The organism is Leptolyngbya sp. FACHB-711 (assembly GCF_014695615.1).
Lineage (GTDB): Bacteria > Cyanobacteriota > Cyanobacteriia > Elainellales > Elainellaceae > Leptolyngbya_A.
Window position 1 is genome coordinate 1 of sequence record NZ_JACJOR010000494.1, and the last position, 20,933, is coordinate 20,933.

The 20,933-nt window shown below is 48.4% G+C and carries 17 protein-coding genes and 1 pseudogene; 5 read left to right on the forward strand and 13 right to left on the reverse strand.

Annotated elements, in window-relative coordinates; translation table 11 throughout:
• Positions 1-33: 33 nt before the first annotated feature.
• Entirely contained in the window at positions 34-828 is a 795-nt protein-coding gene (locus H6F80_RS23300) for a DUF362 domain-containing protein (protein ID WP_190793908.1), read from the reverse strand.
• Between the two features lie 111 nt (positions 829-939).
• Complete coding sequence (locus H6F80_RS23305; protein WP_190793909.1) at positions 940-1,788, reverse strand: cyanophycinase; 849 nt, start codon at positions 1,786-1,788, stop codon at positions 940-942.
• Between the two features lie 837 nt (positions 1,789-2,625).
• On the opposite strand from H6F80_RS23305, the gene H6F80_RS23310 reads away from it, so the two are divergent.
• Positions 2,626-6,156 (forward strand): cadherin domain-containing protein, encoded by a 3,531-nt coding sequence (locus tag H6F80_RS23310; protein WP_190793910.1) that lies wholly within the window; start codon positions 2,626-2,628, stop codon positions 6,154-6,156.
• A gap of 174 nt (positions 6,157-6,330) precedes the next feature.
• Here the strand turns inward: H6F80_RS23310 and H6F80_RS23315 are convergent, their stop codons facing one another.
• A complete protein-coding gene (locus tag H6F80_RS23315; RefSeq protein ID WP_190793911.1) occupies positions 6,331-7,824 on the reverse strand; it encodes a GTP-binding protein in 1,494 nt (497 codons plus the stop codon).
• A 183-nt stretch (positions 7,825-8,007) separates the two neighbouring features.
• On the reverse strand, positions 8,008-8,307 hold the full coding sequence (locus H6F80_RS23320; RefSeq protein WP_190793912.1) for a hypothetical protein: 300 nt from the start codon (positions 8,305-8,307) through the stop codon (positions 8,008-8,010).
• Positions 8,308-9,011: 704 nt separating this feature from the next.
• Between H6F80_RS23320 and H6F80_RS23325 the strand changes: the two genes are divergently transcribed.
• Positions 9,012-10,169, forward strand: coding sequence for a hypothetical protein (locus H6F80_RS23325; RefSeq protein ID WP_199296775.1), 1,158 nt, complete (start codon positions 9,012-9,014; stop codon positions 10,167-10,169).
• Positions 10,170-10,505: 336 nt separating this feature from the next.
• Here the strand turns inward: H6F80_RS23325 and H6F80_RS23330 are convergent, their stop codons facing one another.
• From H6F80_RS23330 to H6F80_RS31420, 4 genes and pseudogenes are all read right to left on the reverse strand, one after another.
• Complete coding sequence (locus tag H6F80_RS23330; protein WP_199296776.1) at positions 10,506-11,645, reverse strand: cytochrome P450; 1,140 nt, start codon at positions 11,643-11,645, stop codon at positions 10,506-10,508.
• 112 nt (positions 11,646-11,757) lie between these two features.
• Positions 11,758-12,213: a small multi-drug export protein gene (locus H6F80_RS23335; protein WP_190793913.1), complete on the reverse strand. Its 456-nt coding sequence runs from the start codon at positions 12,211-12,213 to the stop codon at positions 11,758-11,760.
• 109 nt (positions 12,214-12,322) lie between these two features.
• Positions 12,323-12,706: a hypothetical protein gene (locus H6F80_RS23340; protein WP_242067529.1), complete on the reverse strand. Its 384-nt coding sequence runs from the start codon at positions 12,704-12,706 to the stop codon at positions 12,323-12,325.
• An 18-nt stretch (positions 12,707-12,724) separates the two neighbouring features.
• Positions 12,725-12,892, reverse strand: a pseudogene (locus tag H6F80_RS31420) (TetR/AcrR family transcriptional regulator); the annotation flags it as partial.
• Between the two features lie 517 nt (positions 12,893-13,409).
• Between H6F80_RS31420 and H6F80_RS23345 the strand changes: the two are divergent.
• Positions 13,410-13,928, forward strand: a complete 519-nt coding sequence (locus H6F80_RS23345; protein ID WP_190793915.1) for a DUF1993 domain-containing protein — start codon at positions 13,410-13,412, stop codon at positions 13,926-13,928.
• Positions 13,929-14,168: 240 nt separating this feature from the next.
• On the opposite strand, the gene H6F80_RS23350 is transcribed toward H6F80_RS23345, so the two are convergent.
• Genes H6F80_RS23350 through H6F80_RS23360 form a run of 3 tightly spaced genes read right to left on the reverse strand, consistent with a single transcriptional unit; the run spans position 14,169 to position 17,622 of the window.
• The gene (locus H6F80_RS23350) at positions 14,169-15,497 is read right to left on the reverse strand and encodes a sensor histidine kinase (protein WP_190793916.1); all 1,329 of its coding nucleotides are present in this window, start codon (positions 15,495-15,497) and stop codon (positions 14,169-14,171) included.
• A gap of 8 nt (positions 15,498-15,505) precedes the next feature.
• Complete coding sequence (gene uvrC, locus H6F80_RS23355; protein WP_190793917.1) at positions 15,506-17,431, reverse strand: excinuclease ABC subunit UvrC; 1,926 nt, start codon at positions 17,429-17,431, stop codon at positions 15,506-15,508.
• Positions 17,428-17,622 (reverse strand): hypothetical protein, encoded by a 195-nt coding sequence (locus tag H6F80_RS23360; RefSeq protein ID WP_190793918.1) that lies wholly within the window; start codon positions 17,620-17,622, stop codon positions 17,428-17,430. The genes uvrC and H6F80_RS23360 overlap by 4 nt, the downstream gene beginning before the upstream one ends.
• Before the next feature lie 78 nt (positions 17,623-17,700).
• Here H6F80_RS23360 and H6F80_RS23365 point away from each other — a divergent pair, with 78 nt between their 5' ends.
• Together H6F80_RS23365 and mazF are read left to right on the forward strand one after the other, a co-directional pair.
• On the forward strand, positions 17,701-17,943 hold the full coding sequence (locus H6F80_RS23365; RefSeq protein ID WP_190793919.1) for an AbrB/MazE/SpoVT family DNA-binding domain-containing protein: 243 nt from the start codon (positions 17,701-17,703) through the stop codon (positions 17,941-17,943).
• On the forward strand, positions 17,937-18,284 hold the full coding sequence (gene mazF / locus H6F80_RS23370) for an endoribonuclease MazF (protein ID WP_190793920.1): 348 nt from the start codon (positions 17,937-17,939) through the stop codon (positions 18,282-18,284). Before H6F80_RS23365 ends, mazF begins: the two co-directional genes overlap by 7 nt.
• A 108-nt stretch (positions 18,285-18,392) precedes the next feature.
• On the opposite strand, the gene H6F80_RS23375 is transcribed toward mazF, so the two are convergent.
• Together H6F80_RS23375 and H6F80_RS23380 are read right to left on the reverse strand one after the other, a co-directional pair.
• On the reverse strand, positions 18,393-19,085 hold the full coding sequence (locus tag H6F80_RS23375; RefSeq protein ID WP_190793921.1) for a Rho termination factor N-terminal domain-containing protein: 693 nt from the start codon (positions 19,083-19,085) through the stop codon (positions 18,393-18,395).
• On the reverse strand, positions 19,082-20,410 hold the full coding sequence (locus H6F80_RS23380) for an AAA family ATPase (RefSeq protein ID WP_242067531.1): 1,329 nt from the start codon (positions 20,408-20,410) through the stop codon (positions 19,082-19,084). Before H6F80_RS23380 ends, H6F80_RS23375 begins: the two co-directional genes overlap by 4 nt.
• Positions 20,411-20,933 lie beyond the last annotated feature (523 nt).

Genomic DNA, 20,933 nt, shown 5'->3' on the forward strand with positions numbered 1-20,933 from the left:
TAAGTTTTTTATTTAAGAAGGGGAACTTCAAGGCTAGCTTCTAATCTCATCCCTCATTCTCTCGATCGCCTCTACATAGTCTGGCGTTAACTCATCTGCAATCCGGCAGGCTTCCCGATCGACCGCTAATAAATCATTACCCCAAATTACCTTGCCGATTGGAACGGCACTGCCACGATCGGGCTGCCAATCAACGCTGATAAATTTCTCGTTTGCATCGACCACTGCTCCGTCGAACAAGTGACCGATTGTGAAATAAACGTCCTGCAACACAAGGGGCACGGAGGGGCGATGCAACTGTCCGCGTGAATGGGGACTTCGGGCTTTGTAGCGATCGCGGGGAAATAGCCCGTACAGATTTTTGAGCGACGCAGAGATGAGCGGCTCTTCTTTCAGAACTGTTCGCTTCAGCGCACCCACACTAATCCGACAGTTTACTTCTTGCAGCAGGGTGGGAGCCAGCATTGAGGGAAATCGGGCAGGGTGAGGAGATTGATTGGGGTATTCCTGCATCGGCAGCGTATCGGCATCAATGAGCTGCATTCCCTGATCCATCACGTCATACAGTCCATTGCGACTGGCAATCTCACCAAGGGAAACGGGGGAACAAACGCCTTCCACAATCAAAATTTCTGCATTGGGGCTTGCCTGCCGCAATCCGCGCAGCACTGTACTCAGTACCCCCATACTTACTGTGACTGGCGGCTTTTTGGGATATCCCAGGTTTGGCTTCACGAGGATTCGGCAAGCGTTCTGCGCCGTAGCAGGCGGTTGGTAAACAAAATGGGTTATCTCTGCAACCTGGACAGACCCTTCAGAAGCGATCATGCTGAACTCAAGAAATTGCACTCAAAAACGCATAAAAAAACAAGCTGCGGCGATCGCAGCCCGTCCTAGAATAGCGCAAACAGAATTACAGCTAGCAGCAGAACTCGCTTTCTAACAAACGCAAGAGCGCGTTCTCAGATCAAATCGGAAGCCTGCGGGCAGGATGTGCAACTTAATCCCACCCAGAGCGAGCGGCTCATCCTTCAGCAGTTCGTTAACGTTGTTGAGGGTTGCTTCGGACTCATCAACGATCGTGACCGAGCTTTCGCCAACCACTTCAACGATATGACCATCTACAATAATGGCAGTATTTTCATCGATGCCAAAGCCGATCGTTGCAGGCTCCAGAGCCAAAGCAGTTAACAGGCGGCCTAGGCGACCTCGCTGAGCAAAGTGCTGATCGATTACCACATTGGGCAAAAAGCCCATGCCGCGATCGATTTCAACCGTATCGGGACGAGGATTGGTTTCAGATTCGCCCACCACAATCATCTTGTCGGGCATCATGGCAGCACCCGCACTGGTTCCGGCAACCACCGCTCCCCCAGCCAGCCGTTTGTGCAGCAGATCATCGAGTTCGGTGTCTTTGATAATTTCTAGAATGCGAGCCTGGTCGCCGCCTGTGAAAAAGATTCCGGTGGCATTTTCAACCGCCGACAGCACATCGCGATCGCTGGAATCTTCGCGCCGACTCGTATCGACTGCCCGCACATCTTCCACGCCGAGCCGTCTGAAGACTTCTGTATAGCGATCGCCCACTTCTCTAGGAGAACCCGTTGCAACCGTCATAATCGCAATGCGAGCCTGCAATCCCCCAGCACGACGGACAAATTCTCGGAGAATCTTGCAGTCACCGTCCTTATCTTCTGCACCACCAATAATAATCAGAGCCCCATGCGTTTCCGGCAGTTCTACACTGTCCGCCCCGGACGTAAACGGCTTTTCTGTGCTCTCTACCATACTGCCATCCAAAAGGAATTTTTCTAATTTGATTGTTGTTATCGTCGCACGACGAGAAAATAAGCCAGAACCTCCTTTTGGTAGACCTTGATACAGAACCGTTCTGTACTAAGGCGGATCGTCAACGATCGGCTTTTACTTATTTTTGTCCGTAAAAATACTATTTTTCCTGTCAGTGAAATTTTCAGTTCCAGTAATTTCTACATTTCTAATCCATAGAATTACTCTGTACTACTTACGTATGTTTCTAATTTATGAAAAAGGGTTCATCTCAATTTCAGGATCTTGTAAAGCCCGTCAACGGTTGTCAAGAAATCTCTAAATCAAGGGAATAATCCAAAGAGTTCGACTTGTTGATTGAACCATTTGTACAAGTCTCTTTTCTTTGTATCAAATCTAGTTAGCTGCGATTGCTGGAGGTGGCTGGCGTCAAATTGCTGTGAGATCAAGTACGGGCTTGGAGCTTTCCTGAAAGGTGGGTAAAGTTCTCTCCATTCCCCCAATTCATCCGCTATTTAATTGCACTAACTACTAACAATTCAAGGTTTTATTTGTGAGGTGCTGATGCCATTATATTCTCTTTTAAAAGTAGTCCACCCGCTTTATTTCAGGTAGAGCCACGGTTGATTAATTTGTTGTTGAATCTCAAAAGAAGCGGATTGCTCTGATTTTTTGTTTTCCTTCGTTTTGCTCAAAGTGCAGATGCTTCTCTTGCTCTGCTTAATACCCTGTCTAACCATCCAAGGCAGGATAGCTTTGCAGACAAACCTGTAGCTTTCTGACAACTGATTTGATCAAGTTCTCCAACCTTTCTTGCCTTTACGCTCAGGAATTACAATGACTTCTCCTAACGGACAAACTGGTACCGAAAATCCTGTTGATAGTCTCAGTATGAACAGCTTCAGTACGCCTGCCTTAGGTAACAAAGCCCCCGTTCTCAGCTTTGGTAGCCAGTACACCCAGCAAATAGGCAGCCAAAATCCCGTGAGCGGCATTAACGTCGGCAGCTTCAGTAGTCCAACCTTTGCTGACCTCAGTGGCGATGGCAAGCTGGATGCGATCGTGGGAGAAGTCAGCGGCACACTCAGGTACTACCTCAATACGGGCACGGCAACTGAACCCGCTTTTACAGAGCAAACAGGCAGCAGTAATCCTTTTAATGGTATCAATGTAGGCAGTTTCAGCAGCCCCAGCTTCGCCGACCTCGATGGTGATGGCAAGCTAGATGCAGTCGTGGGAGAAATCAACGGCACACTCAGGTACTACAAGAATACAAGCACCGACATTGCCCTGACCTTTGCAGAGCAAACAGGCAGCAGTAATCCTTTTAATGGCATCAATGTAGGCGGCTTCAGTAGTCCAACCTTTGCTGACCTTGATGGCGATGGCAGGCTGGACGCGATCGTGGGGGGAGAAGACGGCACGCTCAAGTACTACAAGAATACAAGCACCGACATTGCCCTGACCTTTGCGGAGCAAACAGGCAGCAAAAATCCTATCAGCAGTATTGATGTGGGCGGCTACAGCAGTCCCAGCCTTGTTGATCTGAACCAGGATGGCAAACTTGACGCGATCGTCGGAGAAGCGAACGGCACACTCAAGTACTACGAGTTCATTACCACGACCACGGCTCCCGCCCTCGCCTATCAAGAACAGTCTGCCGCCGCGCTCATTGATCCTAATCTCACCGTTACTGATGTTGACTCAGCAGACTTTAACGGCGGTAGCCTCACCATTGGCATTAACAGCATCACCAGCAGCGATCGATTGTTGATTAGTGCCGATGCCGACTTTACCCTAGACGGATTTAACCTGTCTTACCAGGGAAGTCTGCTTGGCTCTATCAGCGGTGGCGATGGCAGCAATTTAGTGATTAACTTCAGCAGCAGCGCTACCCCAGAAGTCGTCACTGCCCTGCTACGTCGCGTTAGCTATACCAGCACTGCGAATGATCCGCCTGCTTCACGCACGGTCAGCTTTGTTCTCACCGAAGCTGATGGCACTGCCAGTGAGCCCCTGATCAAGACGATCAATATTACTGGGGTGAATGATGCCCCCATCTTCACAAAAGGTCAGGATATTGTCATTAATGCAGATGCGCCTGCTCAATCGATCGACTGGGCAACCAACATCAGCGCGATTGAGGCAGGACAAACGCTCACCTTTGTGGTGACAACTGATAACGATGCACTGTTTGCGACAAAACCTGCGATCGATCCTGCAACGGGCAAGCTCACCTATACGCTGGCAGGTGCGGTCGTTGGCGTTGCCAATATCACCGTCACTTTGAAAGATAACGGGGGGACAGCGAACGGAGGCGTAGACGCAACACAAGAAACCTTCACGCTCACGGTCAATCCAGGCAACCAGGCTCCCTCTGCCGTGACGCTGACCAATACCACCACCTCGATCGCCGAGAACGCCAGCACCAGCACCCGCATTAAAGTCGCGGATATTGGCATCACCGATGACGGTTTGGGAACCAACACTTTGAGCTTGAGCGGTGCGGATGCCAGTTTGTTTGAGATTGAGAGCAATGTTCTCTACCTGAAGGCAAACACCGTTCTCGATTACGAAGCCAGGAACAGCTACAGCGTTACGGTGAATGCGGATGACTCTGCGCTGGGCGCGACCCCCGATGCCAGTCAGACTTTCACGCTGAACGTCACCAATGTGAACGAAGCTCCCACTGCCGTCACGTTCACCGATACCACGACCTCGATCGCAGACAGCACGGATACCACCACTCGCACCAAGGTTGCAGAGATTAATGCCAGCGATGACGGCTTGGGAACCAACACTTTAAGCCTGAGCGGAACCGACGCGAGTTCGTTTGAGATTGACGGCAGCACCCTGTATCTCAAAGCCAACACGGTTCTGAATCAGGAAACCAAGGGCAACTACAGTGTAACGGTCAATGTCGATGACCCTGCCCTCGGCGCTACGCCTGACGCATCTCAGGTTTTCACGCTCACCGTTACGAGTGCTAACAAAGCTCCTGGCTTAAAGCTAACGAATATTGCAACCACGATCGCCGAGAATACAGACACCAGTACCCGCGTCAAAGTCGCCGATATTAGCATCATTGATGATGGAAAAGGCACCAATACCCTGTTCCTCACTGAGGAAGATGCCGACTTATTTGAGATTGACAACAACGCCCTTTATCTAAAGGCAGGAACAGTAGTTAATTACGAGCAGGAAGATCTGTATGACGTAGTCGTCAATGTGAAAGATGAAGCGATCGGCTCTGCCCCGTCTGCCAGCTACGCTCTGACGCTTACGATCACTGATGTCAACGAAGCTCCCACTGCCCTTAACTTCTTCAACCCCGTTTCTACGATCGCCGAGAATGCCAACACCACCACTCGTCTCAAAATGGCTAACATCACGGTCACGGACGATGGGTTGGGCGGGGAAACTTTTTCTCTTGCTGGGGCAGATGCAAACCTGTTTGAAATCGAAAACAGTGTTCTCTACTTGAAAGCGGGAACAGCCATTGATTACGAAACCAAATCCAGCTACAGCGTCACAGTGGAAGTCGATGACCCGACGGTGGGAGGCAAACCCGATGTGAGTCAGACGTTTAACTTGCGCGTCAGTGATGTCAAAGAAGCATCCGATCCGGTACAGCAGCCCTCGGTGTCCCCATCTTCGCCGGGTTCGCCAGGTTCGCCTACTTCCCAATCGCCTACTCCCCAATCGCCTACTTCCCAGCCGCCTCAGCCTTTCACTTTTATTGCCTCTTTGCCGTTCAACCTCAAGCGCAATAATCCGATCGCCGGAGTGGTATATCGCATTACCAAAGAGGGCACTCCTGATCGCGACAGCTATGAAGGCGACAGTGAGAATGATGCCCTATGGGGACTTGACAACGCCGATCGATTGTTGGGTAAAGATGGACATGACTTTCTATCGGGTGGCAACGACAAAGATTACATTGAGGGCGGCGCGGGCAATGACCTGATCTTCGGTGGATTGGGTGATGATTTCCTGGTCGGCGGAGATGGTGACGACATCATGCTGGGCAGGATGGGCAAAGACAGGATCACAGGCGGCAGCGGTAAGGATATGTTTGTTTTTGCGAAGCCAGCAGAGCGACCCGATCGAATTACAGACTTTGAAAAAGGCGATCAAATCGTTGTGCTCGGTCGCAGCTTTAAGGGTGGCCTAAAGGCAGGAACGCTGAACGCAAAGCACTTCCACATGGGGACAAAAGCACTTGGCGCAGACGATCGCTTTATTTATAACCAGAGGACAGGCGTTCTCGCGTTTGATGCAGACGGCACGGGTAGCCGTAAAGCAATCGTGTTTGCCCAGCTTGAAGGAAGCCCTAGCCTGACAAGCCAGAGCATTTTAATCGTCTAATTGCAAGACTCGCGATCGGCTAAAAACGGAGTGCAGAGGTAAAAATCCCAATCTGGGGATGAAGCCCTGCACTCGCTTTGTATATCTCTTGTATCTCTCCGTGTATCGCCTTTTTGCGTATATCGCCTTATTGATACATCACCTTGGCTATTGCGTTGGCTATTGCGCTCCCGATCAAGCCGATCGATCGAGTTTGGCTTGGAGTTCTGCTTTAATGCGGCTCAAGATTGAGGCTTCATCCAGGGAAGACAAGATTTCAGTAACCACGGCTTTTGGACTTTCTGATCCCCAGGTTGCGCCATTTGCCAGATAAGTTTTTGCCACCTGACCGATCGCATAGGACGATACGCCTGCTACGCCTGCCTGCGTGATTGCTACAGACACATAGGGTGCAAGCGAAAGCCCCCCGGTTGCCGGAGCCGCCGCGCCCAGCAAGCTCTTTAAAGAACCTAGCCCCAGGGTGAGCAACAGCTCACTTGCTGTAATACCGCCCATACTCAGCGCAATTTTTTGCAGTAGCCCGATCGCCGCCTGCTGAGTCATGGGAATGCCGTAAAGCTGCGATAGGATTACGATTAAGGTCACGTCGATCGCTGCCCCGCCGACCAGATCCAGCATCGTCACCGGATTTAGCGCAACTGCCATTGCTTTTGCCATGACACAATTCCAGATTGCTTCGTTTGCACTCCGATCGCGGATTTCGAGCTTGCGCTGCACGATTTGCTCGTTCACGTTGTCAGTAAACAGCATCGTGTTGAGTGCGACCAGCGATTTGCCTTCCCGATTCAGAATTTCGAGAATCTTTAGCTTGACCTGATCCACCTGCGGCAACCCACGGCTAAGGTGAGGAACCAGCTTTCCGTCCGATCGCTTCACGGCTCTGGCAACGAGGGGGGCAGCCGATGCCATCACAATCTCGTCCGGCGACAGCAGTTCTTTCACCCGCTCATCGCGAATCTTTTCGTAGATAGCAAGGCGATCGGCTTGGGGATACTGATCCATTTTGTTCAGCACTAGTAAAATTGGCTTACTCGCCTGCCGCAGTGCCGACAACGCCTCAAATTCTACCCGTGTCATATCGCCTGCGACGACAAACAAAATCAAATCTGCCTGCTCTGCTAGCTGCCGCGCCAATTGTTCGCGGGTTTCGCCGTTAACCTCATCAATTCCCGGGGTGTCGATCAGCTCGACCTGCACCTGACCCGTCCCCCGCAGCGACACTTTCCACAATTCCTGATCACTGCCCGGAAGTGCCTGCCGCTCGGCTTGCCAGGGTGTAGTTTGCCATTCTGCCGATTGAACCGTTTGCGTTACGCCATGAATCGCCCCCGTCTCAAAAATTTCCTGCCCCAGCAAAGCATTCAGCAGCGAAGACTTGCCCCGTCCCACCATGCCAAACACCGCAATCTGCACGACCTGGCGATCGAGCTTATCTCGCAAAGTCTCCAAGCTGTTCAGCTCCCCTTCTAATTCCGATCGCTCTCTCGCAGTCAGCTTCATCCGCTGCACCAGATCGCGCAACACGTCCTGCGCCTGTCGATAGTGCAAATCGGCTTGCAGGTTGCTAAAACTGGCGATCGTCTCTTCGAGCTGGCGCTGCAAAGCTGTTCCCTCCTGGAGGGAATTGAGGTCGGGAGAATTGGGGTTGGGGGTGGTGTCGTCGGTCATAAGCTCCTCTCTTTCGCATTATGACACCTGACAATTGATCGGAGTTTGGTGAGTTGAGATCTCCTACAATCCCCCTTCAAAAGCGATGGTGTATCTGCCAGTGGTCTATTTGAAGTTGCGCTTGGATAGCCCCCTAAATCCCCCAAAAATGGGGGACTTTGAGCTTGATTTCTGACAGGGATGCTAGAGGAAAATGCGTTGAGCGGTGGGTAGATACCAGCGTTTGTAGAGCCGGATCACTTCGCCCGATCGAACCTGAACGATCGCGCCTAAGGAGGCACTGTTTGGCATTGACGCATTCTCGGGCACAGGAATCGGCGGACTCCAGGCGTAGCTGTCACAAAAGCCTCTGCGCTCTAGCTCAATCACGCACTGATCCACGCCCGCAGGCTTGCCAATCAGCGCAATTTTGACTGCTTCTCGATCGCATCGGTCGCGCAAGGTTTGACCGATCGCAGATTGCGGTTCGGTAGGATAAGTCATATTCAAGATCTCCGAGGGTATAAGAACCCTAGAGATAAGAGCTGAATACTGTTAAACAAGACTGACAAGCCAGAACTTATAATCGTTCTAGCCTTTCAGACTGCTCGTACCAGTCCGGGAGGTTAGCTGGCTTTGAGTGGTGCAAACACTCTTAGTCAGCGATCGATACTCTTTGTGAGTGTGAGTCGATCGACTCCCTCAGTCCATCTCTAGGAAGGGTTAGTGACTCACTTGTTGCAATGGAAGGAGCCACTCGTTCAAGCTATCAGAGTTTTTCTTCGATCGCAATACTAATGTTTGGGGCGATGCGAAGCAGTTCCCCTTCGGGGTAATCGTGATTGATCAGAAATAGCTTTGGTCTAGGCTGTAATTCGATCGAAATACCCTTGATTCAGGCTAATTGCGTTTTTAGAATCTTAGGCAGAATAAAAGGCAAAACAGACCGAAGAAACGCTCTCAGGATTCGGGCTAATGGCTGAAATCAGGGGGATTATGCGGAAACTATGTCGAGCTAATGTCCAATTGGAGCGATTAGACAGAATTCACTCAGCCTAATTGCCTCTACAGGGTAGATAGCCCGAACGAGTTCAGCCTAAATAATAGTTATACTGCTGAGTTCTTGGTGTGAGCAGTTACCTGAAGGTGATCTGTTAGACTCTAGTTTCCCAAGAATTTATTTAGGGATACAGCAAACGAAGGTCACTATGGCAGAAGATAAAGTTGTGCAGGTGCAAGAAGTTTATGAGCCTAAGATTATCGATGATTTTCAGTTAGCTGGACTTGCTGCTGAAACAATCTTGCCAGGAAAAGAAGGAAAAGTAATTCAGAAAATGTTCACTTCTTCTTTAGATGAACACTTTCCTCTCTTTGCAACGCAACTTCTGTCTCCAATTCTTGGGACAGATCCTGGTTCATTTCTTAACTCACTTTTGGTACTTATTAAACCTAATAACAAAGCTTATGTCTACCAAAAATTTCCTTTTGGTGTGACAGCAATTTCTAAGACTCCTATTGAGCCATATCGAGCCGTTTTTAAGAACAATTTGGCGGATATAATTGCGGTTTTCTTTCAAGATATTGTAATTGATTTGAATCCAGAAGACGGAGACAGGATTGTCTGGCTGTTCCGCGAAAACTGGCATTTTGGTCTGTTTTTTGATTTGAGTGGAAATCTCAATGGTCGTTCAACCTTAAATGAAATGGGGGCGTGTTATAGGAGGCTTGCTTACCTTAGCGAATATTTGTTTCTAGAGAACAGCAGTAATTTTAAGCAAATGGTAGAGGATGGCTGGTTTCCCTTCGTAGCTATCATTAATAACGGCATGGAAAAAGTACAACTTTACTATCAGGAAGGCGGAAAATATCCCTCCATATTACAAGAGTTGATAGATTCATTTAATGAGCAAAGAATATCAACTCTCATATCAAACTGGTGGCAGAATTCTCTTTTCGCTAGAAATAGAAAAATTATTCAGGCTGGGATTAACAGTTATTTGACCAACACAGAAGATGGTTATATTAGTGCTGTTAAAACTTTGGCGACTGAATTGGAAGGTATTATTAGAGTTGCTTATCATCAAGACTTCGGCAAAAAACCAAATTTTAGAGAATTAAAAGAATACATATCAAATCAAGGAAAAAATAAGTTTAGTAGTCTAGGTTCTTTGTGTTTTCCAGATAAGTTTCTAGATTACCTGAATGATTATGTATTTAGAGATTTTGATGTTCAGGCAGGTTATGCACCTGAGAGCAGGCACTCTGTTGCACACGGGGTAGCGCAGGACGATGTATATACTCAGGAGTTTGCTCTAAAGCTGATTCTAACGCTTGATAACATCTACTTTTTCTTGGGAAATCGTTGATCTAATTCAATTATCTTCGTGTCATTACTTAGAAATTACCGCAGTATAACAATTCGGGGGCAGCGGACTAACCGAAGCCGCTTGAGTTGGATGCCAAGGTGCCAGCAACCGCTGACCAGAACCGTTAGCTGGCTTCGTTCAAAAACTTTGCACTCGTAATCCAATGAGCGATCGCCTTGGTAACTCTTTGACAATCGCTCAGAGTGTTTTGTCAGATTACTGGCTTAACAACGTTTGCAGCATTTAGAAGTTCTCGCTCCCATTTATTGGTTGCCGAGCGATCGCATCTATCTGTACCAAGGATAACGATATATCAGATAGCTCAGCCTCTGATGGTTAAAGCAGGACAGGCAAGGACTTAACGCCATGCACCCCCGTTGAGGGAATAAATTCCAGCGTGGCGTTTGGATCCATGCGTAGATTGGGCAGGCGTTCTAGCATTGTACTCAGCACGATTTTGCCTTCTAGACGAGCTAGGGGCGCACCCAAACAAAAGTGAATGCCATTACCAAAAGCCAAATGTGGATTAGGATCACGATCGACGACAAATTCATCAGGGCGATCAAACTGAGACTCATCCCGATTGGCTGACCCCATCCAAACGATTACCATTTGTCCTGCCGGAATCGTCTGTCCTCCCAGTTGGGTTTCGACTTTAGTAAACCGTTCTATCCCCTGGATTGATGATCGATAGCGCAATACTTCCTCGATCGCTAATGGCAGCAATTGAGGCTCCTGCTTCAACCGCTCATAGGCTTCTGGATATTCGTAAAAGCAAAGAATGGCATTCCCCAGCAAGTTGGTTGTGGTTTCATTGCCAGCTATTAGCAGCACCATGCAGAAATCCACCAGTTCTTGAGCCGTCAGCGCTTCACCAGTTTCGTGAGCGGCAATTAAATCACTGATTAAGTCTTTGCCAGGATGCTGTCGCCGTTGATCTAGCAAATGCCGGAAGTAGTCAGCCATTGCTTTCAGTGCGCTCGTATCATACACGACAATGCCATCTGACCATTGTTTAAAGTCATCGCGATCTTCAATCGGAATACCCAAGATTTCAGCGATCGCAATGATTGGCAGTGGAATTGCCAAGTCATGCATGAAGTCTATCCGCTCTTGACCCTGAACTTTATCGATCAATTCATGGGTAATTTGAGTAATACGCGGTGCTAGTTCTTCTACCCGACGAGCCGTAAATACTTTGCCAACAAGCGATCGCAGCGACTGATGTTTGGGCGGGTCGGTGTAGTTCAGGCTTTGGGTTAAATCGGTTTGCTCTGGTGGATGGGGGATTTTTGATGAAAACGTTTGCCAATCTGCAAATATTCGTTTCACATCTTCGTAGCGAAATACCATCCAGCTTTGCTGCTCTGCGTCATAGAACACGGGCGCTTCACGACGCATTTTGGCATACCAGGGAAAGGGATTGCCAAACAGTTCAGTCATTGGTGTTGTAATCGATGGTTGATTGGCTTGCATGATCAATTTTCCTGTACATGAACAAACAATTTGCAGATTGAACCGAGCCAGATTCTCGCGATCTGACGGATAGGTGACAAACAAGTTAGAAACTGAATGTTGGAGTTGGAGCTTAATGGTGCATGAACCAGCTCATACCAGAAGCGATCGCCACAGCCGTAACCACGCCATAGAGAGTGATGCCAATGAATGAAAATAGGAGTATTCGCCTGGGATGGATACCGATGATGGGGCTAACAACGGCGATCGTCCAACTGCCAAGAATTGGGGTCATAAGAATCAGAAACCAGGCTCCATAGCGATCGAAAGCGTGTTTTACTCTTTGTCCACCCCGTCTTTCCATCCGCAATAACCAAGCGCGTAATTGAGGAACACGCATCAGGCGGCTATAGCCCCACAACAGCAGAGGGATGGGCGTAAAGTTGCCCAATACTCCCCAAACCACCGATGAAACCGGATCCAGTTTCATTGCCATCCCCGCTGCGACTGCAGCGTAAACCTCAAAATAGGGAAAAAATCCAACTGACCAGGTTGTGAGTGCTTTGGTCATGTACTGAATAATCGGCATGATGAGTATGCAATTTAAGGTGGTAAATCACAAAACATTTGCAGGACAAATTGACTGAATGAACTGGAATCATCAGCGTTGAATCAACAGATTGAAAAAATTAGCTAACTCATTGGTCGATTCGTGTCATCGCAAGCAACGTTTCCACAACCTGAGTGAGACGAGGTTCGTCTAGAGTGCCAACCTGAAACACTTCTGAGAGCCACAAACCATCGGTCGCCAACAGAATAATCGTTGCTTTTGTGGGATCAATCCCACTAGTTTCAATCCGCTGTCGCGACTGCTGTTCGTAGGCTTTGGCAGCTTCAAATAGATTAGGCGAGTCAGCCGCGATCGAAGTAAGACGGGCAATTAATGCTAGCGATTGTTTGCTAAAGCGTAGCGTTGCTCGAATGTATGCCCGCACCCACTGTCCTGGTGTTCCTGGTGCATCATCCTGGTCAAACTCAGTTTGCAGCACCGTTTCAAAATCCTGAATCAGTTGTTCAACCATACCTCCCATCAACGCATCTTTGTTAGGGAAATGATAGAGTAGCCCTCCCTTACTGACTCCAGCTTGTTGTGCAACAGCATCTAGCGTTAACGCCTCAACACCCTTGTCAATTACAACTTGACTGGCAGCTCGCAGAAGTATTTCACGAGTAGCTGATCGAGATTTTGATTTTTTGGTAGTAGCCATAGAAATGACCAAGAAAGTAGCAGGAAACGTAGATGCATTACACTCTTGAACAATCAAGAGCTAGATTGCCAAAAGCGTGGAAGTGCCTATAAGTTAACTGTACCGTCTGGACGGTTTTTATGTCAACCATTCATAGCATTTCAATTTTTGCTGGCTACAAATTCTGATGCTGCAACCATCTGGAAAGACATCCGCAATCCAGAATCGTAGATTTAAAGTCTCAAATTGGTATAGCTCATCAATTGTTATCGGTCGATTCTCAGAAAATTTAGACTGAGGCACATTCATGAAAGTAATGGGTGAAGGCTAATGTAAGAGGGCGATTAGTCATGGTAGTACGGTAGAGGCTTGTTTTTGAACTTGGGTGGTGGCAGCCAGCTAGCATGTCATGGTAGCGGACTGCTGGTTCAAGCTGGCGGTATTACCAAGTTCCTATCAACCGCTGCATTTGCCGTTAGGCTGCAGTCTATTCTAAGTACAGCTAGAATTCATAGAATAAATATTAAGGAAGCACAAAATGCAAAGTCAGAATATAGATTTAATCCGAAACCTCTTTCAAAGCCGCTTAGCAACTCTTGAGCATCTCTTGAAGTCAGCTCAGACTCACTTTTGTGATGACGAGTCGTTCCTTCAAAAACGCATTGCGGTTGATATGCTTCCCTTCGGTACACAGATTGCTTTCACCTGTAATCAACCACGTAACTTTGCTCTTTGGTGTGATGGCAAACCTGCAAATAATCTAGATCCAGACGTCATATCTCTCACGCAGGCATACGAGCATATAGCAAACACTAAGGAACTTCTTTTGGGTGTTAACGCTGAAGATGCAAAGCTAGCTGAGGTGACGCGCATTGACTTGGGCCAGAGCCTTTACATCGAGTTGCCTGGTAATGCCTACATAAATGAATTTCTAATTCCAAACTTTTACTTCCATATGGTCACGGCTTACGATATTCTTCGCATGGCCGGTGTGCCAATTGGAAAACGAGATTACATGCTGCACTTGGTGCCATTAATCAGAAAGAATGAAGCCTAACTATTCAAATGCAGCGGACGGTCAAGAGTTACTCGCGCTAAATTTGGAATTATTGCCGCCGCCGATTTGAGCTGTTATACCGCCAGGCGATCGGTTGGGTTATTCCTTGGAGACAGTCGGTTAGCATTAAGCATCAACTTGAAATACAGGTCTTGCACTTATGGCAATTTCTGTTCAATCCAAAGTCAATAACCCTTGCATCATTACCAATAGCTCTCGAATGTCCGCTTCAACGCAGGGTTATACCGGAATCGTAATTCGTGTTTCTGTTCGCATCGGCAGCGTCACTGTAAAAGTCGTGCCTTGATGTAACGTGCTTTCGACCTGGATTTGACCATGATGATTTTCGACAATAACTTTGGCGATCGCCAATCCCAGTCCTGATCCGGTGGTCTTTCCAGGGGGTTTACTGCTATTGGAACTCCGAGCCGGATCAACGCGATAAAAGCGATCGAATAAGTGGGGCAGCGACTCTGCCGGAATGCCAATGCCCGTGTCTTTGACCTGCACCTGGAGAATGCCGTTTGGTTTCAGTCGTTGCAGCGTCACTTCGACTTTGCCGTCCGCAGGAGTGTATTGAAGCGCATTGCCGATCAAATTGGTGAACAGACGAGAGATTTGGTCTCGATCGCCCTGCATTCGGTAGCCTTCTTTGTGAGTTGGGGGATTAAAGCTGAGGGCAAGGTTTTTGTCAGTGGCGATCGCCTGCTGTTCTTCGATCACTTCTTTCAGCAGGTAGTCCAGGTCGATCGGGTCGGACTTCAAGGGAGCAAGGCTGCTATCCTGCCGTGCCAAAAATAGAAGATCGTCTACCAGTCGTCCCAGGCGGCGCGTCAGGCGTTCGATCACCTGAAGCTGATCTTGCTGAAGCGATGGATCGGGGTCTGCCAGGGCAACCTGTACATTCGTTTGAATCACGGCGATCGGGTTTCGCAGCTCGTGGGACGCATCCGCCGTAAATTGACGCAGTCGCTGATAAGAGTCTTTCACTGGAGCCATTGCCAACCCTGAAAGCAGCCAGCCAATTCCCGCAACTGCTATCAGTCCTGCGACCATCCACAGGCTCAAATCCACCATGAGCTGTCGCGTTGGCTTTGTCACCTCAAACCAGGGATGGCTCACCCGCAAATAGCCCAACACCTGTCGCCCCACCTGGACGCGCTGCGTTACCTGCCGGAGAAGCTGATCGTCCTGGACGCGCACCGTTTCGCCGCTGCTAGGATGCACAGGAACGTTGAGCGGCACAGAAAACGTAGACCACAACGCTTCCCCAGTCGGGCTGAACCACTCCAGATCGATATGGTCATCATCGATCGCCTCTGCATTGCTGCGAAAACTGGCTTCTAGATTAATTTTGAGGCGCGGATTTGCCAGCAGATCGTCAGGATTCACAGGTTCGATCACGAGCGATCGCTGCACGACCTCGACCACATGACTGAGGGTGTCATCGATCCGCTCAACCAGGGTATTTCGCACATACCCATAAACACCGATCGCAAACAGCAGCAGCAGCACCGCCGTTACTGCCGTGTACCAGAGTGCCAGCCGCCGCCGAGTTGCCTGAAACATGGAATTTTTCAGCTCCCTGGTGATGCCACCACGTCTTCCAGATCCTCCTCGGACTGAAGTTCAGGATGGAAGTAGTCGTAGATTTGCTGCGCCAGCTTAGGACCAATCCCCGGTACTTCTGAAATTTGCTTCGGGCTTGCTTCTCGCAAATAATCAATCGATCGAAAATGTGCCAGCAGCTCTTTCTGGCGATGGTGTCCCAGTCCGGGAATCTCATCTAAGCGGGAACGCCGCATTCGATCGCTGCGCTGCTGTCGATGGAAGCTGACAGCAAATCGGTGTGCCTCATCTCGCAGACGGCGAAGGAGCTGGACTCCGGGCTGTTCGGCTTCGGTTTGCAGCGGCAACGACTCACCGGGCAGGAAAATCTCTTCCCGCTGCTTTGCCAAACTGACGACCTTGACATCTTCCAGCAAATTCAAGTCCCGCAGCACTTCTACCACGGCTGAGAGCTGACCCTTCCCGCCATCGATCATCACCAGATCGGGAAAATCGGGGTTGCCGACGCGCTTAATATTCGGGTCTTGAGCATACTTGCGGAACCGTCGCCGAATCACTTCTGCCATGCTCGCAAAGTCATCCGAGTGACCCGATCGCACCGTCGGATTCTTGATTTTGTAGTGGCGATAGTGCTGCTTGCCAGGAAGCCCATCGATAAAGACCACTTGGGAGGCGACCGCATCCGACCCCTGAATGTGGGAAATATCGTAGCCTTCGATGCGGTGGGGCAGATCGGGCAAATCCAAAATCGTTGCTAGATCAAGCATCGCCTGATTATTGCGATCGGCAAATCGCTGAGTCCGGGCAAGCTCGTATCCGGCATTGCGCTCAACCATCTCAATCAGGTCTGCCTTGGTCTGTCGCTGCGGCACATAGATATTGACTTTGCGACCCCGGCGATCGGACAGAAACTCGGACAGCATCTCCTGTTCCGGTAGCTCATGCTGCGTCAAAATCTCGGCAGGAATTTCCACCGGATCAACCGTCGAGAAATGCTCTTCCAAAACGCGCTGCAAAATCGCGCCCGGTGTCCCCGACTGAGCATCTGCTACAAATCCCAATCGACCGACCAAACGACCCGCCCGAATCTGGAACAACTGCACGCAGGCATGGTGGTCGTCTGCCATCAACGCGATCGCATCTCTGGAGACCGTATCGTCTGGCAGTGCCACCTTTTGATCAGCAGTCAATGCCTCAAGTCCGCGAATCTGGTCCCGGAGCCGCGCGGCATGCTCAAAGTTCAACGCCTCGGCAGCCTTCTCCATATGCTGCGTCAGAATTTCCTCGAGTTCAGTCGTCCGTCCCTGGAAGATCATTGCGACCCGCTGCATCATCTTGCGATAGTTTTCCGTGTCCACCATCTTCTGACAAACGCCCAGACAGCGACCAATATCGAAGTTGAGACAGGTTCGATCTTTGTGTAACGGCTGAGGACGCTGACGCAGCGGAAAGATCCGCTTCACCAATCGCAGCGTACTTCTGAGCGCATAAACATCTACATAAGGACCGTAGTAGCGATCCTGCGCCTTGCCCGATCGCCGATTGCGCGTAATAAAAATCCGGGGATATTCCTCTGACCAGGTAATGCAGAGATAGGGATACTTCTTGTCGTCCTTCAGCAGCACATTGAAGTGAGGCTGGTGCTGCTTGATTAGATTCGCTTCCAGCGCAAGTGCTTCGGCTTCGGTGTCGGTGACGATAAACTCAATATCCATCACCTGCCGCACCATCAGCGCAATCCGCTCGTTGTGGCCGCTATGCTCCCGGAAATAAGAACGCACCCGCGCCCGCAGTTTCTTGGATTTGCCGATGTAAATAATGCGATCGTCCGCATCGCGCATAAAATACACCCCCGGCTCAGGGGGAATTTCTTTAAGGCGGGCTTCCAAGCGATCGGGATCTTTAACGAGGGGGATGGGTTTGGTAGTCGTCACAGGCGATCGGGGGTGAGGATAGGGGCAAATATCCGCTTAGGTCTACTCAGGTTTGTCCAAAAACCTAGAGCATCCGTACTTTTAGGATACTGCGATCGAATACCCTGTGCCGAGGGGGAATGTCCGATTAGGAATGGGTGGGGAGTGCGACCAATTTTGTCTATCAGAATTGAGTCAAGTTCGGCTGCCACTGTTCATTGTGTATACATCGTATATACTAAGTAGGTACAGCTCAATCAAAAATTGCTTTGATGAGTTAGAGGAGTCTTATGTCTGCGTCTGTTGCCAAGTGGGGAAACAGTCTTGCTGTTCGGATTCCACAGAGTTTAGCAAAAGAAATAAACCTCTCTGAAGGGTCAGAAGTCGATATCAGCATCATTGATGGCTGCTTGGTTCTCAAACCTAAGAGCCTTAAGAAGTATTCGCTGGATGAGCTGGTTGAAGCAATCACACCAGAAAATCTTCATGCTGAGGTCGATAGCGGAATTGTGATGGGGAACGAAATTTGGTAGAGCCAGCAGATTTCTACATTCCGAATCGAGGAGATGTTGTTTTCTTGAATTTCGATCCGACAAAAGGACATGAGCAAAAAGGGTTAAGACCTGCTTTTGTCATTTCCCCCCTTGCCTACAACCGGAAAACCTCTCTTGCTTTATTCATGCCTATCACAAAGCAGCAGAAGGGATATCCCTTTGAGGTCGTTCTTCCTACTGGTCTGAAAACTTACGGCGTAATTTTAACTGATCAGATTAAGTGTCTGGATTGGAAAGCACGGGGTGTTCAGTTTGTCGAAGCTGTACCAGAGGATATAGTCGAAGAAGTGCAACGAAAGCTAGAGCCATTACTCTTCTAAGAGATCCTGCCTGATACTCGATCGGGCAACCCTAGCAACAGACGCAACTGCTCAGGAGATTGCAGGGGCGATCGGGCAAGCAATCTAAACTCCAGTATTTATATCTGGCTATTTCAAGGGAGTACTCAACGCCTCAACAAGATCATCCTTTTTCATTTTGCTGATACCAGCAATTCCTCGTTTCTTCGCCATTGCCTTTAAGTCTGCCGTTGACATTGTTTTGAGAATGCCAGCATCGGCAATTGTATCGGGCATCGGCTGAGGGGTTAGATAGAATATCTCCTTTAGAGCGTCGAGCTTTTTGCCCTTCGTGATGCCACACTTTAAGTTAATAATCGGGTCTAACGTTTTCCAATACTGGCGAGGAGCCTCATCAATGCGATTTGTAGCTACCGCAAGTTTAACGGTTTTAAGAATGCTTCCCGGTTGTTCAATCAAGTATTCCAACCCTGACCTGATATCATCTCTAGATGCCTTCGAGAGGTTAATTTTTGGTATATCTTCACCCGCAAGAACTTTGACGACTTCAGCCGTTTCGCTACTATCATCAGCGATAATGCACCAGATTCGCTCTAAGCCAGCCTCTTCTGCAACGGCATAGACGAATGAGTTACCGATGACTTGGTATTTATCCTTTCCAGTCTCTTTGACAATTACAGGAATCCAATTTCTTCCGCCTTTTTGATTGAGGAGATGGGCAGAGGCTTTGATCAGAAATTCTGAAGAATCGCTTCCTTCTCCCGGTTCAATTTCATCCAAATACAAATACATTAAAGTTCCAACATAGTTGAGGTTACTCATTGTAAGAAATACTCCTTAGCTAAATTCTTGTAATACTCATGAGCCGATCGATCGCGATAAACCGCAGGAGTCCGAGAAAATGCAGCACCCGCGATAATGGCGTAGCTGGGTACTTGAAGAATGTGAAGGTCTTTTGTTGTGGGAGTGTACTTGGGAAAAAAGTAAGGGACTAAATTAAATCCCTCTTTCTTAGTAGCTTGAAGAATGCTGTGAATTTCCTTCTGAGCTGTTGCCAGTTGAGGTTGCGTAATCTTCTCGCCATTAAAGAAAATTGGTAATGCAATGGGGCTGCCATCAGCTTTCTCAGCCTGTATCTCAGGAATAAACTTCTTGATTGCGGTTGCTGCATTCTCTAAGGAGAAGAGATTGTTATGCTTTGTAGGAATGAGAACAACATCAGCCGCAAAAACAGCGAGTCTGCTGAAAGTGCGCCAATTGGGTGGAGAGTCTATCAGAATGTAATCATATTCCTGCCTTGCAAATTCCAGCTTCTTATGCAATATATCGCGTCTAGAAAATTGATCAAATATAATATCTCCTGCGTTTGCGAAATGCCTATCAGCCGGAATTACATCAAATCTAAGCTCCCCCCTTCTCAGAGGAAACTTGTAATGATGTATCGCGCTTTGGAGTTCCGGATCTCTTTCTGTAAGAGCCTTATAGACAATGCCGTCACTTAACGGAATACCTAATGCGCTCGTTAAATCCTGCTGATTCGGGTCAAAGTCTATCGCCAATACTTTCTTTCCTAGAAAAGCTAGGATAGCTGCCAGATTGACTGTGGTTGTAGTCTTGCCGACTCCACCCTTGTTGTTATAGAGTGCAACAGTTAAAGCCTTAGTGGGGGCTTCAATCTTTTTTCGGATTGAGGCAACCGTTTCATCAATGTTTTCGTTATTTAATGGAATACATTGAGTTGCAGGATACACTACTTTTCCGTGCTTTCGGAATAGCTGTATATGGTAGGAATTAACAATAATTCCCCACTGTGCAGTTTTACAATTGGGCGCAAGTAGATATCGCTTTATTTGTCTAACTGTGCTTTGATATTGTGCAGAATTATTAGATAAATTGATATTTCTTCCCTTCCACTCTATAAGAAGATAAGGATTGGATTTTGTACGTAAGAAAATATCGTCTCCAACAGTTTTTCTAGCTGCTTCATCGACCAAATCTCCATTTCCAGTAGAGTACTGAGGATAAACCTCCTGGGTTTGAAAGCCTAAAGCTTCTAGAAATTGAGGTGCAAAACACTTCCTGACGATTTCTTCTGGAGCACCATCAGGAAGGCTTTGCAGGGCGGATTGAAGACTGGTGGTTGTCATGCTCATAATGTGGGGGTTGCCATCATGCCTGCTTCCAGTGTGCCTAGCCCAATGGGATAATTCATTCGGTTATTGATGATTTATCAGGAAAATCACACAAGCTTTATGTACTGCTTGTAAAGACTGACAGTACAACATCCGTACAGATACTCAAACGTGAGCTTATCGACAACCTCATCGTTGAAATCTACGAGGAGCTTCGCTAAACATCAGTATTGCTTCCAGCGAAAGACTCTGATACGTTGAAAAGTGGCTACCTTCATTGCAACAGGCTAGCCAGTACTTACCTAGAGATGGACTGAGGGAGTCCGATCGACTCACACTCACAAAGAGATCGATCGCTGACTAAGAGTGTTTGCACCACTCAAAGCCAGCTAACCTCCCGGACTGAGCCAGCAGTCTGAAAGGCTAGAACGATTATAAGTTCTGGTTTGTCAGTCTTGTTTAACAGTATTCAGCTCTTATCTCTAGGGTTCTTATACCCTCGGAGATCTTGAATATGACTTATCCTACCGAACCGCAA

Excerpts from the sequence above, each read along its gene's own strand:
- H6F80_RS23300 (WP_190793908.1), bottom strand. The coding sequence starts at position 828 with ATGATCGCTTCTGAAGGGTCTGTCCAGGTTGCAGAGATAACCCATTTT.
- H6F80_RS23305 (WP_190793909.1), bottom strand. The coding sequence starts at position 1,788 with ATGGTAGAGAGCACAGAAAAGCCGTTTACGTCCGGGGCGGACAGTGTA.
- H6F80_RS23310 (WP_190793910.1), top strand. The coding sequence starts at position 2,626 with ATGACTTCTCCTAACGGACAAACTGGTACCGAAAATCCTGTTGATAGT.
- H6F80_RS23315 (WP_190793911.1), bottom strand. The coding sequence starts at position 7,824 with ATGACCGACGACACCACCCCCAACCCCAATTCTCCCGACCTCAATTCC.
- H6F80_RS23320 (WP_190793912.1), bottom strand. The coding sequence starts at position 8,307 with ATGACTTATCCTACCGAACCGCAATCTGCGATCGGTCAAACCTTGCGC.
- H6F80_RS23325 (WP_199296775.1), top strand. The coding sequence starts at position 9,012 with ATGGCAGAAGATAAAGTTGTGCAGGTGCAAGAAGTTTATGAGCCTAAG.
- H6F80_RS23330 (WP_199296776.1), bottom strand. The coding sequence starts at position 11,645 with ATGCAAGCCAATCAACCATCGATTACAACACCAATGACTGAACTGTTT.
- H6F80_RS23335 (WP_190793913.1), bottom strand. The coding sequence starts at position 12,213 with ATGCCGATTATTCAGTACATGACCAAAGCACTCACAACCTGGTCAGTT.
- H6F80_RS23340 (WP_242067529.1), bottom strand. The coding sequence starts at position 12,706 with ATGGTTGAACAACTGATTCAGGATTTTGAAACGGTGCTGCAAACTGAG.
- H6F80_RS23345 (WP_190793915.1), top strand. The coding sequence starts at position 13,410 with ATGCAAAGTCAGAATATAGATTTAATCCGAAACCTCTTTCAAAGCCGC.
- H6F80_RS23350 (WP_190793916.1), bottom strand. The coding sequence starts at position 15,497 with ATGTTTCAGGCAACTCGGCGGCGGCTGGCACTCTGGTACACGGCAGTA.
- H6F80_RS23365 (WP_190793919.1), top strand. The coding sequence starts at position 17,701 with ATGTCTGCGTCTGTTGCCAAGTGGGGAAACAGTCTTGCTGTTCGGATT.
- H6F80_RS23375 (WP_190793921.1), bottom strand. The coding sequence starts at position 19,085 with ATGAGTAACCTCAACTATGTTGGAACTTTAATGTATTTGTATTTGGAT.
- H6F80_RS23380 (WP_242067531.1), bottom strand. The coding sequence starts at position 20,410 with ATGACAACCACCAGTCTTCAATCCGCCCTGCAAAGCCTTCCTGATGGT.